9 protein-coding genes are annotated in these 18,019 nt (G+C 64.0%); 2 read left to right on the top strand and 7 right to left on the bottom strand.

The window, feature by feature from the left end:
- Window positions 1-364: 364 nt before the first annotated feature.
- Window positions 365-3,292 carry a secretion protein gene (locus DSM100688_RS07010; RefSeq protein ID WP_152358421.1) on the top strand — a complete coding sequence of 976 codons (2,928 nt, stop codon included), beginning with the start codon at window positions 365-367 and terminating at the stop codon, window positions 3,290-3,292.
- Window positions 3,293-4,402: 1,110 nt separating this feature from the next.
- On the opposite strand, the gene ileS is transcribed toward DSM100688_RS07010, so the two are convergent.
- The 4 genes from ileS to DSM100688_RS06985 form a co-directional block, all read right to left on the bottom strand.
- The gene (gene ileS, locus DSM100688_RS07005) at window positions 4,403-7,732 is read right to left on the bottom strand and encodes a mupirocin-resistant isoleucine--tRNA ligase (protein WP_276607809.1); all 3,330 of its coding nucleotides are present in this window, start codon (window positions 7,730-7,732) and stop codon (window positions 4,403-4,405) included.
- 491 nt (window positions 7,733-8,223) lie between these two features.
- Entirely contained in the window at window positions 8,224-9,393 is a 1,170-nt protein-coding gene (gene purK / locus DSM100688_RS06995; protein WP_152358418.1) for a 5-(carboxyamino)imidazole ribonucleotide synthase, read from the bottom strand.
- Window positions 9,377-9,874, bottom strand: a complete 498-nt coding sequence (purE, locus tag DSM100688_RS06990; protein ID WP_152358417.1) for a 5-(carboxyamino)imidazole ribonucleotide mutase — start codon at window positions 9,872-9,874, stop codon at window positions 9,377-9,379. Before purE ends, purK begins: the two co-directional genes overlap by 17 nt.
- A gap of 178 nt (window positions 9,875-10,052) precedes the next feature.
- Window positions 10,053-11,042 (bottom strand): zinc-binding dehydrogenase, encoded by a 990-nt coding sequence (locus tag DSM100688_RS06985; protein WP_152358416.1) that lies wholly within the window; start codon window positions 11,040-11,042, stop codon window positions 10,053-10,055.
- A gap of 513 nt (window positions 11,043-11,555) precedes the next feature.
- Between DSM100688_RS06985 and DSM100688_RS06980 the strand changes: the two genes are divergently transcribed.
- A complete protein-coding gene (locus tag DSM100688_RS06980) occupies window positions 11,556-13,517 on the top strand; it encodes a 1-deoxy-D-xylulose-5-phosphate synthase (RefSeq protein WP_152358415.1) in 1,962 nt (653 codons plus the stop codon).
- Window positions 13,518-13,917: 400 nt separating this feature from the next.
- Here the strand turns inward: DSM100688_RS06980 and DSM100688_RS06975 are convergent, their stop codons facing one another.
- From DSM100688_RS06975 to DSM100688_RS06965, 3 genes are read right to left on the bottom strand one after another with little or no spacing between them, the layout of a single operon-like run.
- Window positions 13,918-15,465: an ABC transporter permease gene (locus tag DSM100688_RS06975; protein ID WP_152358414.1), complete on the bottom strand. Its 1,548-nt coding sequence runs from the start codon at window positions 15,463-15,465 to the stop codon at window positions 13,918-13,920.
- Window positions 15,462-16,793 carry a COG1361 family protein gene (locus DSM100688_RS06970; RefSeq protein ID WP_152358413.1) on the bottom strand — a complete coding sequence of 444 codons (1,332 nt, stop codon included), beginning with the start codon at window positions 16,791-16,793 and terminating at the stop codon, window positions 15,462-15,464. Before DSM100688_RS06970 ends, DSM100688_RS06975 begins: the two co-directional genes overlap by 4 nt.
- A gap of 58 nt (window positions 16,794-16,851) precedes the next feature.
- Window positions 16,852-17,562: an ABC transporter ATP-binding protein gene (locus DSM100688_RS06965; RefSeq protein ID WP_152358412.1), complete on the bottom strand. Its 711-nt coding sequence runs from the start codon at window positions 17,560-17,562 to the stop codon at window positions 16,852-16,854.
- Window positions 17,563-18,019: the final 457 nt, after the last annotated feature.

Below are 18,019 nucleotides of genomic sequence, written 5' to 3'. Positions count from 1 at the left end.
CCGGCCGATGATGATGAAAACGTGTCCATACACCATTGTCACCACCCAAACCCGTCAACCATGCCCCAGGACATACCGTCAACCATGCCCCGACACATGCGTCAACTATCCGCTGAAGCTAAACACCCATCCTCAGCGCAGGAAATTCGGAAACCGCCCCATAATCCGCCCGGACATCCATCTCCCCTCAACGGACATACAGCCGATTCCACCGCACTTGTCGGCTGTATGTCCGTTGCGCATTGACGCAACATCCTTCTGCTTGATTTCGTCCGACAGTAGGGGGTACAGTCGGAAAGCACATCAGCGATGATGATGAACAATCACGGTTCCACCGTGACATCAGGGAAGAAAGGCAGCAGCGATGTCCGCCAAAACCAACAGCATGATGATCGCCGCGACCGTGGCGGCAGCGACTCTGGCCGTGCCGCAGGCCGCGCTGGCCATCGATACGACTGTACCGGACCAGCCCACCGGCACGACGCGCAACGATCAGCAACAGACAACATCCGATAAACAGACCGCCGCATCGACCGTCAAGCCGACGAGTGTCACCGAAGCACAGGCGAAAGCCGACGCGGCGAACGCGGCGCTGAGCGCGGCCCGGCAGAAGGTCGAGAAGACGACGGCCGCACGGAAGACGGCTGCCGATGCAGCGGACGCAGCTCAGCGGAAGGTCGATCAGGCCGAGGCAGCAGTGAAGACCGCCGAGCAGGATGTCGCCGACGCGGACACGAAGATCACTGAGGCGAAGACCACTGCTGCGACCGCACAGACCACGATCGACGCGGCTGATAAGACGATCGCGGATGCCACTACGGCGAAGAGCGCCGCTGAGACGGACAAGGCCGACGCTGAGGCGGAACTCAAGAATGCGCGGTCCGATAAGGCCGATGCCGACACGGCTGCAGCCGACGCACAGACGAAGATCGATGCGGCAGATACGGCCATCGCCAAGGCGCAGGCTGCGACGAAGGATGCAGCCGCAAACAAGTCGACAGCACAAACCGCCAAGAAAAACGCGGAACAGGCCGCGAAGCAGGCCGCGGTCGACAAGACGACGGCTGAAGCGGACAAAACGACGGCCGAAGCAGCACTCAAGACCGCACAGGCCACGAAGGCATCCGCCGATAAGGCCGTGACCGAAGCCGCCGCGAAACTGGCTGATGCAAAGAATGCCGAAGCGAACGCCAAGGACGCGAAGGACAAGGCCGATCAACTCGTCAAGGATCTAGAAAACAACACGCTGGATCTGACCAGGCTGGAACAGGCATTGACCGACGCCAAGACCGCACAAGCCACGGCCGACACGGCGTTCAAAGCCGCGAAGGACGCGAAGGCGGCGGCCGATCAGCAGGTCACCGCCGACGAGGCCGATCTGGCCGCCAAACAGCAGACCGCGAAGGATGCGCAGGTCAAAGCGGACGCGGCGAAGACCGCCGCCACCGAAGCCACGACGAAGCTGAGACAGGGCGCGATCGCATACTTCAAGGACAAGGGCCAGACCGACGCGTACAGGGTGCTGACCGATAAGGGCGTGACCAAGTATCTCGACTATGTGCATAACGGTGCGGACGGCGATGCCACCACGCTGGACAACATGATCGCGGCGGTCAAATGGATTCAGGAAAGCAACAAGTACCGCGCCCAAGAAGGCAAGGCAGCGTTGCAGGTGTCGGACACGCTCATGGCGATCGGCATGGCCGACACGGATTACGCGAATGAGAATATTGGGCATCCTCAGCAGTTCAACGTCGGAGAGAATCTTGCTTGGGGATATGCCGATCCGTTCGTCGGCTGGTATACGCAGGAAAAGGCGAACTACGATGCCGTTCAGGCAGGCAAGGTGGCCGCTGATGGAACCGGCTGCCCGTATCCCAGCCGTTATGCAGATGGTACCGTCGCATGCCAGGTCGGTCACTACACGAATATCGTCGATAAGTACGATTACGGCTGGACCATCACCGGTTTCGGCGTCAGCCAGAACGGCACCCGATATGGGTCGACATATGGTCAGGAATTCCTGTGGAACAACGGTACCGTGTCTTCGCTGTCTGTCGGACGCGTTATGAGCGCGGAGGATTATCTCGCCGATCTCACCGCATACAAGTCCTCGCTGGAGAACGCCCATCAGACATACAAGGATGCACAGGCGACGGCCGATACCGCTGCGGCGGCCGTGAAGACCGCGTCCGATCAGCTAGCCTCCGACAAGACGGCTGCGCAGAAAGCCGCGAATGCGGTGATCGCAGCGCAGAAGACGTCCGACGAGAAGGCTGCGGCCGTTGCGACCGCGCAGAAGGCATACGATAATGCGGTTGCCGCACAGGGCGACAAGGCAGAGGCCCTGAAGAAAGCCAAGGCCGACCAGACAGAGAAGGCCACCGCTTACGCCGCCGCACGGAAGACCACCGCCGTCGCGCAGCAGACGCTGGACGAGGCGTCCGCTGCCGCTGCCGACGCGCAAACCGCCGTGGATGCAGCGAACGGCAAGGTCACGGCTGCCGATCAGGCGATCGCGAAGGCGGAGCAGAACGCCAAGGACGCGACAGCGGCAAAGACGGCTGCAGAAGCGCAGATCGTCAAGGCTGATACAGATGCCGCCGCAGCAGCCAAGGACATCGAGACCGCCCAAGTCGCCAAGACCGCCGCCGAGGCCGATAAGGCGAAGGCCGTGGCAGCCGGAGACGCCGCGCAGAAGATCATCGACGAGCTGAACAAGCAGATCGCCGATACGGAGGCCGCCAGCGCCGCCGCCCAGAGGACCATCGATCAGGCCAACGACACCAAGCGCGCCGCACAATCCGCGCTGGACGAGGCAAATGCGACAATCGTCAAGTATCAGCAGGCTCCGGCCGCGTTGGAATCCGCGAACAAGACGTTGGACGAGGCCAAGACCACGCTGGCCGCCGCCGTCAAGGCCAAGGCCGATGCGGATACCGCCTATACGGTCGCGAAGAGCGACTATGACGCGAAACTGGCCGACAAGCAGTCCGCCGACGCGGAACTTGAGGCGGCGAAGAAGGACGCGGCCGAAGCCGAAGCTAAGAAGAAGGCGGAAGAAGAAGCCAAGAAGAAGCAGGAAGCCGGGGAAGCGGCCAAGAAAAAGCCCGAAGGCGGAAAGAAAGCCGCGGAAGAGGCCAAGCGGTCCGACAAGACACTGTCGAACACCGGTGTGGAGTCTGTCGCCGTGACCACGTTGGCCGCGATCCTCGCGGTATCCGGTACCGGCTGCGTGCTCGTGCGCAAGCGCTACGCCCGTCACGCCGCCGGTTGGGTTTCCGTGGAATAAGCGGTCGTCTCCCCCCCATTTAACGGATGGCCGGCCGATTCCATCCCCCGAATCGACCGGCCATCCGTTAGGGACCGTCAAAAGACACCCGCCAATTAGACACCTCAAAGAAACAACTCGCGATGTCAGAGTCCGTCGCCTTCAGCGGGCATATCCCGCCCCATCTCCCCACCTTCAACGGAGATCTCCCTCCTTATTCCCAACGGACATACAGCCGATTCGACCGCAATAATCGGCTGTAAGTCCGTTGGAGAGAAAGAACGATGACCGCTGTATATATTGTCGCAATTTAATCACCTCATCCTCAACGGACATACAGCCGTTCTCGCCGCGCAATCGACTGTATGTCCGTTGATCATGATGGCAGATTCCCGGCAGGGCATTCCCGAGCCACCATCTCCCATTCCTTCCCCTAACGGACATACAGCCGATTCGGTGTCTCAATCGGCCGTATGTCCGTCCTTGGGAGCGGAACCCCAGGGAAGCACACGCTTCGGCCACCGCGCCACATCGCCAGCGCAAGAAATTCGGGAAAACAACCCTATCGTCCCGAATAACCCGCACTGAACAAGTCCAAGCGCAACTTTTTCAGGAAAACAACCCATCTCTCCCGAATTTCCCGCACTGACCCATCCTCAGCGCAGGAAATTCGGAAACCGCCCCATAATCCGCCCGGTCATCCATCTTCCCTCAACGGACATACAGCCGATTCCACCGCACTTGTCGGCTGTATGTCCGTTGAGGGAAAGAAGCAACGTCGGAGAGCTAGCAACAGCGGCGATAGGTGACGACAAATATCGCACAAACCAGCGCGCAATACGCACAGCGCATCACGATCGCTAACAGATAAGAGACTCTGTCCCATACCCGCACATACCCGCACATACCCGCACATAACCGCACACAGCACACCTCGGCCGTTGACAGGTAAGAGACTCTGCCCCATAACCGCACATACCCGCTCATCCGCGCACACAACACACACCCACAACACATCCAACACACCCACATACACAAGTGGGCCGAACCGGCAATCCCCGGTTCGACCCACTCATCACATAGCCGCGTTCAATGGCATTCAGCCGTGTTCAGCGGCGCGTCGCCGCAACATCACGCCTTGGCGACGGTCACGCCCAGCTCCTTGGCGTCCGTGTCGGCCACGATCTCGACGCCGCCCTCGGCGAGCGTCTCGCGCGCGATGAGGTCGCGGAACTGCTCGGCCTTCGGCGCGTCGGCGGCCGGCACGACCAACTTCAGCGTGATGCGGTCGGCGATGTCGAGGTCGGCGGCCTTACGGGCGTCCTGCACGGCGCGGATCACGTCGCGGGCGTAGCCTTCGGCGACCAGATCGTCGGTCAGCGCGGTATCGAGGATCACGAAGCCGCCGGTCGGCAGCGCGGCGGACACGGACGACGCGGCCTCGGCGGCGTTCTCCTCCTCCACGCGGTTGATCAGCTCGTATTCGCCCTCGACCAGCGCCAGTTCGCCGGACGGCGTCTCGACCACGGGCGCGCCGGTCGCGGCGTCAACGTGCCATGCGCCGGTCTTGGACGCCTTGATCGCGAACTGGACCTGCTTGCCGAGGCGCGGGCCAGCGGCGCGAGCGTTCACACGCAGCTGGTGCACGATCTTGAGTCCCTGCGAGCCGGCGTCCTCCATCGTGCAGAACTCGATGTCCTTGACGTTCAGCTCGGACTTGAGCACCTCGGCGTACGCACGCACGTCGTCCACGTCCTCGACCACGACGGTGAGCTTGGCGAGCGGCTGGCGCACGCGGATCTGCTCCGCCTTGCGCAGCGACAGCGTGCCGGAGACGACCTCGCGCACCTTCTCCATCGCCTCGACGAGCTTCGGATCGTCGACCAGCACGCGGCCGAGTTCGGTCGCCTCGCCGGTCTTCTCGTCGACCACGAACGGCCAGTCGGCCAGATGCACGGATTCACCGCCCGTCAGGCCACGCCACACGGATTCGGCCTCCATCGGGGCGAGCGGCGCGAGCACGCGCATGAACACCTCGAGCACGGTGTACAGCGTGTTGAACGCGTTCGCATCCTCGTTCCAGAAGCGGTCGCGGGTGTTGCGGATGTACCAGTTGGTGAGCACGTCGATGAAGTCGGCGGCCGCGTCGCAGGCGTCGGAGATCGCGAACTCGTCGAGCGAGCGCTGCACCTTCTCGACCAGTCGGCGGGTACGGGCCAGCAGGTAGCGGTCCATCTCCGGCAGGCCGGCGACCTCGTCCGCACGCAGCTGCCGCGCGTCGAAGCCGGCCCCGCCGTTGGCCGCGTTGGCGTACAGCGTGAAGAAGTAGTAGGAGCTCCACACCGGCAGCATGACCTGACGGACCGTGTCGCGGATGCCCTCGGCGGTGACGATGAGGTTGCCGCCGCGCAGGATCGGCGAGGACATGAGGAACCAGCGCATCGCGTCGGAACCGTACTTGTCGAACACGCCGTTGACGTCCGGGTAGTTGCGCAGGTGCTTCGACATCTTCTGGCCGTCGGAGCCGAGCACGATGCCGTGGCAGATCACGTTCTTGAACGCCGGGCGGTCGAACAGGGCGGTCGCCATGACGTGCAGCAGGTAGAACCAACCGCGGGTCTGGCCAATATACTCCACGATGTAGTCGGCCGGGAAGTGCTGTTCGAACTTCTCCTTGTTCTCGAACGGGTAGTGGAACTGCGCAAACGACATCGAACCGGATTCGAACCAGCAGTCGAGCACGTCGGTGATGCGGTGCATGTGGCTCTTGCCGGTCGGATCGTCCGGGTTCACGCGGGTCAGGTTGTCGATCCACGGACGGTGCATGTTGATGTTGCCGTCCTTGTCGCGCGGGTAGTCGCCGAAGTCGGCCTTCAGCTCCTCAAGCGAACCGTAGACATCCACGCGCGGATACTTCGGGTCGTCGCTCACCCACACCGGAATCGGGGAGCCCCAGAAGCGGTTGCGGGAGATCGACCAGTCGCGCGCGTTGGCGAGCCACTTGCCGAACTGGCCGTCCTTGACGTTCTCCGGGATCCAGTTGATCTGCTGGTTGAGCTCGAGCAGACGCGGCTTGATCTTGGTGACGGACACGAACCACGACGACACCGGCTTGTAGATCAGCGGCGTGGCGCAACGCCAGCAGTGCGGGTAGGAGTGCACGTAGCTCTTCTCCTGGAAGAGAATTGCGCGGCGCTCTTCGGGGATCTGCGCGAGCGGACCGTCGCCGGCACGCAGATTGCGCAGGATCGGCAGGTTCGCGTCGAACACGAACAGGCCCTCATAGTCCGGGCACTGCGAGGTGAAGTTGCAGCCGTTGTCGAGCACGTCGGTGCTCTTGATGCCCTTGGCGTTGAGCGTGTTCATATCGTCTTCACCGTAAGGAGCCTGGTGCACGAGGCCGGTACCTTCAACAGTGTCAACGTAATCCGCAGTGAAGATCGTGTAGCCGTTCGGGCCGGGCACGTTGCCTTCCGTCTCGGCCTTCTCGCCCGCGAAGTACGGGAACACCGGCCAGTAGCGGCGGCCGGCCAGTTCGGAGCCCTTGAGCTCGCGCACGACCTTGTAGTCCTCGCCGAGTTCCTTGGTGTAGTGCGGCAGCAGGTCCTTGCCGAGGTAGAACTTCTTACCGGCGAACTTGCCTTCGGTCGGCTCGACCTCAACGTAGTCGATGTCCGCGCCAACGACGATCGCGAAGTTGGTCGGGACGGTCCACGGCGTAGTAGTCCAGAAGACGGCATAGGCGTCTTCGTCGCGCATCTTGACGGCGACGGAGACAGTGGTGTCCTGACGGTCCTGATACACGTCGGCGTCCATGCGCAGCTCGTGTGCGGACAGCGGCGTCTGATCCTTCGGGCAGTACGGCAGCACGCGGTAGCCCTGATACGCGAGGCCCTTGTCGTACAGCTGCTTGAACGCCCACATCACGGACTCCATGTACGGGATGTCGAGCGTCTTGTAGCCGTGCTCGAAGTCGACCCAGCGGGCCTGACGGTGCACGTAGTCCTGCCATTCGCGCGTGTACTTCAGCACGGAGGCGCGGCAGGCGTCGTTGAACTTGTCGATGCCCATCTCTTCGATCTGGGCGACCGAGTCGATGCCGAGCTCCTTCTGCGCCTCGAGTTCGGCGGGCAGGCCGTGCGTGTCCCAGCCGAACACGCGGTTGACCTTGTGGCCCTTCATGGTCTGGTAGCGCGGGATCACGTCCTTCGCGTAGCCGGTCAGCAGGTGGCCGTAGTGCGGCAGGCCGTTCGCGAACGGCGGGCCGTCGAAGAACACGAACTCGTTCTGGCTGTGGTCGCCGGAGGGGCGGCGTTCGACCGACTTCTGGAACGTGGCGTCCTTGTCCCAGTAGTCGAGGACGGTCTCCTCCATGTTCGGGAAGCTCGGGTTCGGCGCGACGGACGCGGTTTCGCCGCCCTCGTTCGCCTTGGGATACACATGACTGGTGGTTTCGCTCACCATGGTTCTCCTCGTCAATGTTGTGCTCTGTCCTACAGGACTGATCGACGATCACCATGCGCGAGCCTCGCGGCCGGGCATGACGATCGGCTGTCATTCCTGCCTACGAGGACGATGGCCGGCCTTGATTAATGACCGATCACCGCGGTACCACCTCGCTTGTCGCACGTTCCTTGCGGATCGGCGACCGCTTGAGTTTCGGCTGTGTCGGGCCGATCCCGTCGGTTCTACTGGGCGCGGCGCCTGTGGGCGCGCGCCGTTCTTCCGAAGACTCCCCGCTGATAACGGATCACTGCCTGACAACGTCGCTTATCGTAGCACGACGGGTTCCCCGGTTCCCGGGATTGGCCGGTTGCATCCCGGGAACCGGAAACCGCACATTATCGAACAGGCTTGGCATCGCGTTTCGCGTGATGCCAAGCCTGTTGTTGTTCATATGAACACGGGCCGGTTCCCGGGATTATCGTCGGCCGATCCCGGGAACCGGAAAACTACTGCAAATCATCCCAGCAGCCGGTCGCCTCGAGCGCGGCCACCGTGGCGGCCGTGTCGTCGGTCAGCACCGTGATGTGCCCCATCTTGCGGTTGTGGCGCACCTGCGCCTTGCCGTAGTCGTGCACGTTCCACTCGGGATGGTCGGCGATGAGCGCGCGGGTCGGCGCGACATGCTGGCCGAGCACGTTGACCATGACGGCCGGGCTCAGCAGCTGCGGCTGCGGCAGCGGCCATCCGGTGATGCCACGGATGTGCGCGTCGAACTGGTCGATCGAGCACGCCTCGATGGTGTAGTGGCCGGAGTTGTGCGGGCGCGGCGCGAGTTCGTTGACGATCACGCGGTCGTCCTTGGTGACGAACAGCTCGATGGCGAGCGTGCCGGCCAGTTCGAAGCCCTTCGCCAGGCGCAGCGCCAGTTCGTGCGCGGTGCGGGCGATCTCGGGGCTGACCTCGGCCGGCGCGATGGTCATGTGCAGAATGTTGTTGCGGTGGTCGTTGCGCACGATCGGGAACGTCACATAGTCCTTGCCGTTGCCGGACACGAGGATGCTCGCCTCGAACGCGAAGTCGACGAAGCCTTCCAGGATGCTCGGCGGGAAGCCGCCGCCGCGGTCGCCGCGCGCGCGGATCTTCTCGAGGTCGGCATCGTTGCGCAACACGTGCTGGCCGTGGCCGTCGTAGCCGCCGGAGCGGGTCTTGAGCACGCACGGGTAATGCAGCTCGTCGATCGCGGCCTCGAGCTCGTCGAAGTCGTTGACCTCACGCCACGGCGCGGTTTCGGTGCCGTGCTCGTTGATGAACGTCTTCTCGTGCACGCGGTCCTGCGTGACGCGCAGCAGGTCGGTGCCCTGCGGCGCGGCGACGAGATGGCGCACTTCGTCGATCGATTCGGCGTCGACGTTCTCGAATTCGTAAGTGAGCACGTCGGATTTCTCAGCCAGATCGTGAATGGCGGTCTTGTCGTCGTACTCACCGACGATCTGGAAGTCGGCCACCTGCGCGGTCGGGCAGTCCGGAGTCGGGTCGAGCACGCCGATGCGGAAGCCCATGTACTTGGCGGACAGGGCCATCATGCGACCGAGCTGACCGCCGCCGATGATGCCGATCGTCGCGCCGGGTTGGAGCATCGTGACCGCGCCGTGGGTTTCCTCAGACAAGCTGGGCATTGGATTCAGCCACCTTTTCCTTGAGTCCGTCGCGGTATTCCTGCAGCGCCTCGGCGAGCTGCTCGTTCGTGGTGGAGAGGATCTGCACCGCGAGCAGACCGGCGTTGGTCGCGCCCGAGTTGCCGACCGCCGTGGTGGCGACCGGGATGCCGCCGGGCATCTGCACGATGGACAGCAGCGAGTCCCAGCCGGACAGCGCGTGGGAGCGCACCGGCACGCCGATGACCGGCAGCGTGGTCTGTGCGGCGACCATGCCCGGCAGGTGTGCGGCGCCGCCCGCGCCGGCGATGATGACCTTGAAGCCGTTGCCGCGGGCGTGGTGCGCGAATTCGCCCATGAGTTCGGGCGTACGGTGGGCGGAGATGACCTGCTTGTGATAGGGGACGCCGAACTGGTCGAGGATGTCGCACGCGTGCTTCATGGTCTCCCAGTCGCTCGCCGATCCCATGATGACCGCCACTTCGGGCTTGCTGTCTGCCATTAGAACCTCCGAAACAAGGAACGATTAACCAGTATTACTGTACCGCACCGCGGGGCACCGCCGCGGCCGGCGTTGGCGGGCGTCGCCGGCATGCCGCCGGCCGCGTGCCGCCGTCCGCATCGTCACGTCATGCGGACTGTCGTCGCACGCGCCGCACGCGCCGTATATGTCCACCGGGTCAGACCTGCAGCACGACCTTGCCGAATACGTCGCCGTCCATCACCTTGGCGAACGCGGCCCGCGCGTCGGCGAGCGCGTACGTCGCGTCGATCGTGGGATGCAGGTCGGCGTGTTCGACGAAGCGCAGCAGTCGTGCGAAGTCGTCGCGTGATCCCATCGTGGTGCCCTGCACACGGATGTCCTGGAAGAAGATGCGGGTGAGTTCGGCGCCGGGCTGGTCGCCGGTGGTCGCGCCGCAGATCGCGATCGTGCCGCCGGGCCGCACCGATCTGACCGAATGGCCCCATGTGGCCGCGCCGACGGATTCGATGACGGCGTCGACCTTGCGCGGCAGTCGCGCGCCGGGTTCGAACGCCGCGTCCGCGCCGAGTCCGAGCGCACGATCGCGTTTGGCGGCGTCGCGCGAGGTGACGAACACCTCGAGTCCGGCCGCATGCGCGAGTTGGATCGCGGCGGTGGAGACACCGCCGCCAGCGCCTTGGACAAGGATCGTGTCGCCGGGTTTGACGTTCGCGGACGCGAACACGAGCGAGTAGGCGGTGAGCCAGCTGGTGCCGAGCGCGGCGGCTTCGTCAAGGCTTAGGTTGGCGGGTTTGGCGAAGACGTTCGCGCTGGGGACCTGCGTTTTCTCGGCCATGGTGCCCGGGTAGCGTTCGGAGAGGATGCTGCGGCGTTCGCCGGGCATGACGCCGGCGTTGTCGGTGCCGACGACCGTGTACAGGACGACCTCGCTGCCGGCCTTGAGCCCTTTGCGTACGGGGATGTCGTCGTCGAGGATGCCGGCGGCGTCGGTGCCGAGAATCATCGGCGTCTGCTCGGCGGCAAGGCCCACGCCTACGAGGCTCCAGAGATCGTGGTGGTTGACGGTGGCGGCCTTGACGGAGACGGTCGACCAGAACGGGCGCGGTTCGGGGTCGGGGCGGTCGCCCACGGCGAGCGCGCCCAGCGGGTCGTCGGCGTTGACGGTTGCGGCGTATACGGCTTTCATCGGCACTCCTTCATGCGGGTGACAGGCATCACGCTTCATTCTATGCCGTCCTCTCTTCAACGGACATCCAGCCGATGCGAGGCGGAGAATCGGCCGTATGTCCGTTGAGGGAAATGTATGTCCGTTGAGGGGGGAAAGAAAAAGAACAAGTCTGAATCCCCTCCCCTTCAACGGACATACAGCCGATTCAGATGGCGAAATCGGCCGTATGTCCGTTAGGGGTGAAAAGGCACACCTCCAATGAACCAGCCGATTACTACTCTCTAACGGCATCCTCCTCTTCGACGGACATACAGCCGATTACGGTGCCATTTTCGGCTGGATGTCCGTTGGAGGAAAGGCGAGAAGCACGAGACGGACGAGTACGGAACACGGAAATGCGATCCGCATACGATACCGATATACGGAGGATATACGGAGAAGTTGGGGGCATTCCGGCAAAATGCGGCGATCGGGGAACGCCGTAGGTTACTATGTCGCTTTTGGAAACAGCGAGAAAGGGGCGGCGTGTTGATGAACGGCGGGATTTTACATACGATTCATGGCCCGGCCGACGTGCACGCCCTCGACGCCGCCCAGCTGCCCGCGCTATGCGACGAGATCCGCCGCACGTTGATCGCGTACGGTCACGCCCACGGCGGTCATATCGGCTCGAACCTCGGCATGGTCGAGGCGACGGTCGCCCTGCACCGCGTATTCGACTCGCCGCGCGACAGGATCGTGTTCGATGTGTCGCACCAGAGCTATGTGCACAAGATGCTTACCGGTCGCGCCGACGCGTATCTCGATCCGGCCCGCAACGACGAGGTCACCGGCTTCACGAATCCGGACGAATCCGATCATGACCAGTTCGTGCTCGGCCATACCGGCACGTCGATCTCGCTGGCGTGCGGTCTGGCGAAGGCGCGCGATCTGGCCGGCGGCCGCGGCAACGTGATCGCGGTGATCGGCGACGGTTCGCTCAGTTCGGCCATCGCGTTCGAGGGGCTGAACAACGCGGCCGAGCAGGGCGGCAACCTCATCATCATCGTCAACGACAACGAGATGTCGATCGCCGAGGACCACGGCGGCATGTACGGCACGCTGGCTCGGCTGCGCGCATCCAACGGCACCGCCGAGCCCAACCTGTTCACGGCGTTCGGCCTCGACTACCGGTACGTGGAGGCCGGCAACGACGTGGCCACGCTGGTCGAGGCGTTCACCGCGGTGCGCGACGTCGATCATCCAGTCGTCGTGCACATCCACACGCGCAAGGGTCTGGGATTGCCGACCGCCATCGATACCGCCGACGATGATGACGCGACGAGTCCGACACATACCGACAATGCCGACGACGGCGACGCGGTCGTGGCGGCCGAAGATCTGGCGATCACGGACGGCCGGTGCGAGGCGAACCATTGGATCAACCCCGATGCGGCGTCCGGCAGACCGCTCGGCGCGCGCAAGCATTACGGGCAGCTGGCGATGGCCTCGTTGGAGCGTCGGTTCGCCGCTGAGCCCGGTCTGGTGGTCATCTCCCCCGCGACGCCCGGTTCGAACGGCATCACGCGTGCGTTCCGTGCCCGCGCGGGCCGGCATTACGTGGACACGGGCATCACCGAGGAGCATGCGGTCGCGTTCGCGTCGGGCATCGCGAAGGCAGGCGGACGACCGGTGCTGGCCACGTCGGCCACGTTCTTCCAGCGCACGTTCGACCAGTTGCAGCAGGAGCTGTCGCTCAATCATACGCCGGCGACGCTGCTCGATTTCGGCGGCGGTCTGTCCGGTTCGGACAACACGCATTCCGGCGCGTTCGACATCGCCATGTTCGGCAACATCCCCGGACTGACCTGTCTGGCGCCGACGTCCGGCCGTGATTTTCTGGACATGCTCGCGTGGTCGACGAGTGCCGCGAACGACGGTCCGGTCGTCATCCGTGTGCCCGGCGACGCGATTCTCAATGCCGAACGGTCGGGTGCGCTTCCCGTATCCGACGATGATCCGACCGCCACGGCGCAGCGCGACGCGCAACCGTGGTGCCGGTACCGTATTGCACACGCCGGTTCGCGGGTGGCGATCCTTGCGCTGGGCAACACGTACCCGCTGGGATGGCGTGTCGTCGACGCGCTGGCCGGCGGCGTCACCGGCGATAACGGCAAGGCTGACGACGTTGCGGATGATGCCGCGGAGTCCGCGATCGACGCGACGTTGGTCGATCCGCTGCAGTTCTCGACGATGGACGGCGATACGTTGGCCGCGCTGGCCGACAGCCACGAGCTCATCGTCACGTTGGAGGACGGGCAGCTCGAGGGCGGCTGGGGCGAGAAGATCACCACGTGGTATGCGAACGACGCGCGGTTCGCGCGCACCGTCCGCGTGATCAACGTGGGCGCGGCCAAGGAGTTCACCGATCGAGTGCCGCTCGCCGGGCTCAACGAACGCTACGGTCTGACCGTCGACGCCATCGTCGCCCGCATCCGCCGCGCCCTCGCGTAACCACGTCGGTCGACCTTCTCCGCTCCCGCCCGTAACATACATCGTGCTTCCTCTCCCTCTCACTCAACGGACATACAGCCGAAATCGCATGCTGAATCGGCTGTATGTCCGTTGAGTGAGAGGGAGAGGAAGCACGATGTCTTCGTCGGACGCCACTCACAGGGACTGTCTTACTCTCTGGCGGACATACAGCCGATTCGCACCCCGTTTTCGGCTGTATGTCCGTCAGAGAGTAAGGCATGCTCGCAACGGCCGTGACAAGACGATCACCATCGGAAGCACCGCCGCAACCGCACCCCAACCAAACGACACCGGCTCCCCTTCCTCAACGGACATACAGCCGATTTGTACCCCGTTTTCGGCTGTATGTCCGTTGCGATCGTCAGTCGCAAGAACGCGCCTACTGCTCGTTTTTGATCGCGTCGAGCGCGGGGATGCGCACGGCCTTGTTGGCCGGCTGGAATCCGGACACCAGGCCGATCAGCGTGGAGAACAGGATCGCGAACACGAACAGCCACCACGGAATCACCGACAGCCGCGTCACCCCGTCGCCGCCGACGATCGCATGCCATATGTTCTCGCCGCCCTCCCCCGGCCCGCCCAGGTACACGAGGTTGATGCCGAGAGAGATCACCGCGCTGATCAGGCAGCCAGCCACGCCGCCCAGCAGACCGATGAATCCCGCCTCGCCGAGGAACATGACGCGGATGTCGCGCACAGTGCAACCGAGCGCCTTCATGATGCCGATCTCACGCGTGCGTTCGGTCACGGACATGACCATCGTGTTGGTGATGCCGATGGCCGCGACGAGCAACGACACCGCGCCGATGCCTCCGAGCGCGAGCTGGATGCCGCGCGACTGCTCCTCCATCTGCTTGCGAATCTCCTCGTACGACGACGTGGAGAAGCCCATGTCCCTGATTTGCTGTTCGACGTCGCTCACCTGCGTGATGTCGGCGACCTTGACGAGCGCCTGCTCGTAAGTGACGGTCTTCGCCGCGGACTGATCGACTTTGGCAAGCATGGCCTTGAGCTGACTGATGTCCATGAGCACGCCCGACGAGGTCGCGGAGCCCTTGTTGTAGTCCTCCTTGAGCACGCCGGTGGCACGCAGCCTGAACGTGTTGCCGGAGCCGTTCGCGCCGTTGGCACCGGTCGTGCCGGCCGAACCCGTGCCCGAACCGGTGCCGCCCATGTCGGTCGCCCCGCTCGAATAGCCCATGCCCATCGTCACGCCGCCGCCGTTCGACGAGTCGTCACCCGTCTGGATGGTCAGCGTGATCTCCGTCTTCATCGGGTCGAAGAACGGCTTGGATTCCTCGCCGAGCTGGTCGGCGGGCACCTGCGAGCAGTTGCCGGTCGCATCGCATGTCCAGTATGTGCCGTCGCCCGCGTCCTGCGGCTGGTAGCGCATGTTGGAGCCTTCGGGTCGGAACCTGTCGTAGAACTGGTAGGCGAGGTACTGCCCGGCGAGGATCTCCCCGTCTTTGGTGGGGGCTGTGCCGTCGGTGAGCTTGTAGCCCATGTTGTCGAGCTGCGACATGTCGATGGCCTGGATGTCGCCGTAGGTGGCGACGTACCGGCCGTTGTCGGCGGTCATGGTGACCGTGTAATTGAGCGACATCTGCGCGGTCGCACCCTCGACGCCGGGGATCTGCGTGAACGATGCGATGGCCTTGTCGTCGAGCTTGGCCTCCGTCTGCCCAGCACCGGTCGAGTCCGACGTACCGGCGCCGTCGTAGTTGCCCTGCTTGTACACGTTGATGATGGTCAGATCGCCCATCTGCTTGAGCGACTGCTCGTTCATCTCGTTGATGCCGGAGCCGATCGAGACCATCGTGACGATCGAGCAGCAGCCGACGATCACGCCAAGTACAGTCAGGATCGTACGCGATTTGCGCCGCCACAGGTTCTGGCTGCACAGGTGCAGGATGTCGGCGAACCTCATGCGCGGCCCTCGCCGACGATCGTTGCGGTCGGTGCGGTCACGGCATCGCCGGTCGCGGCCGCGGTACCCACCACGGGCAGATCCGCCGTATCGGTCGACGATTTGCCGGACGCCGCGTCATGCGCGTCATGTGCACCGGCCGCGCCGCCGGTCCAGTCGTCCCACTCCTCGTCGATGTCGGTCTGCTTCGCCTTCCTCCTGCGGCGGCGCACCAGCATGACCGTCGTGATCACGCCCGCGACCACGACCACAGCGACCACGGCCCACACCCAGCCGGGCACGCCCTGCTGCGTCGTGTCGTCCGGCACGACCATGCCGCCGTCGTCCGGATCCATCGGCGCGGCGTCGGACGCTGTGACGGTCACCGGAAACTCCTTCTTCTGCGTGTTGCCGTCCGGATCCTCGTACGTGACGCGCAGCGTGGCGCTGATGTCGCCGGACTGGGTCGGCGTGAACGCGAAGCCGATCGAACCGGTCGCGCCGGACGCCACGTTGCCCACATACTGCTTGGCGTTCGTGGCCTGCAGCCCCTCGCCTTCGATACTGGCCTCGACGTTGGCGATGTCACCCTTGCCCTTGTTCACGTAGTTCATCGTGATGGTGGTCTCCGAGCCGACCGTCGCGCCGCCGTCGGGCAGGACCGGATCGTTGAGTTCGAAGCGGTCGGGTTGCGAGACGGGCACGGAGATCTTGATGTCGGAGCTGTTGGAGCTGCGCGCGCCGCCGTCCACGTACTCGTATTTGAAGCCGACGGAGACGCCCTGCGCGCCGGACGCGGCGCTCGGCAGGGCCTGCATCGGCACGCTCTGCGTCATCGCCCAGCCGGCGCCGAGCGCGTCGAAGTAAAACGTGTTGGTGCCACCGGAGATCGCCAGGCTGTCGCCGCCGTCCACGGTAACGACCAGGTTGTCGACCGCGACCTTGCCCATGTTCTGGAAGGTGAACGACAACGTGAAGTTGCTGCCGGCCGGCACCGACTTGTCGCCGTACGAGAAGTTCGTGATGATGATGTTCGGCACGGGACCGGCCACGGTCGCAGTGTCGTTGCCGTTGCCGGCGCCGTCCGACGTGCCGGCGCCGTCCGTATCGGAACCGTCGACGACCGGCGTGACGGCGCCGTCCGATACGCCGCCGGACTTGCCGGCTGCCGCCTTGTCGTTACTGGACTTGCCGGCGGTCGCGCCGGCGGTGCGTATGGTCCGCGACGTACCGGTCTCCTCGTCGGCGGCCGTGGCGAACGCGGGCGGCGTCGCGCAGGTCAGCAGCATCGCCGGCACGGCCAGCAGCGCGACGAACATGCCGATCAGACTCTTCTCTCGGTTCTTCATGGATTCCCTTCCTGATACTGATGGATGGTGGGATGCGTGGGTCAGGTCAGTGCGATCGTCAGTGCGTCAGCCGGTCGCTGACGATCCGTCCGTCGAGCAACGTGACGATGCGGTCCGCATACTGAGCCATATTGTCGTCGTGCGTGACGAGCACGATCGTCTGGTTGAAATCGCGGGCGAACGCGACGATCATCTCCATCACGTCGACTTTCGTTTTCGAGTCGAGGTTGCCGGTCGGCTCGTCGGCGAATACGACCTCGGGATGCGCGACGAACGCGCGCGCGATGCCGACGCGCTGCTGCTGACCGCCGGACATCTGCGTCGGATAGTGGGTCATGCGCTTGCCCAGACCGACGCGTTTGAGGATGCCTTTGGCGATCCGTTCGCGCTGCGATTTGGGGACGCCACGGAACATGAGCGGCATGGCCACGTTTTCGATCGCGTTGAGGTTCGGCAGCAGGTTGTACGACTGGAAGACGAAGCCGAGATGCCGCTGCCGGAACGCCGCGAGCTCGCGTTCGTCAAGCCGGGAGACGACCACGCCGCCGATGCGCACGCCGCCGCGCGTCGGCTTCTCCATACCGGCGAGCTGGTTGAGCAATGTGGATTTGCCGGAGCCGGATTCGCCGTAGATGCAGCAGATCTGACCGCGTGGGATGGTGAGGTTGATGCGCTCGAGCGCGACCACCGTTTCGTCGACGACCGGGTATTCCTTGCGCAGGTTCCTCACTTCGATCATCGGGCGCGGTTCCCCTTCGATTATCGCCATTGATGCATCCCTTCTTGATCGCACTGACTCAAGTCGTACCGTCGTACCGTCTTCTCACTCTACCGGCAGCCCGGCCACGACACAGCATGCGTCATCATGCGCATGACAGGCAATCCGTCTCAGGGATGATTGGCGGCGTATCCGCCTCTCCTCTTTCCCGCCTTCCCGCTTCGGTCTACTCCACGCCCCATCCCCGCCCCTCAAACGGACAACCAGCCGATTTCCCTGGGTAAATCGGCTGTATGTCCGTTAGAAGAGAAAACTATGCCGGAGAGGGAACCCAACAATACACGGCCCCGCTCCTCAACGGACAACCAGCCGATTCGGGTATCGAAACGGCTGGATGTCCGTTAGAGAGGAGATGCGCCAGAAAAAACACCGAAACGACCCCATTTGTCCGAACCGCCGGCGCCTACCCTCGCCGGCAATCTCCGCACTGGACCCCGTCCGCCCCCTG

Source organism: Bifidobacterium ramosum (assembly GCF_009299505.1).
Lineage (GTDB): Bacteria > Actinomycetota > Actinomycetes > Actinomycetales > Bifidobacteriaceae > Bifidobacterium > Bifidobacterium ramosum.
This window is presented reverse-complemented; position numbering and strand designations above follow the sequence as displayed.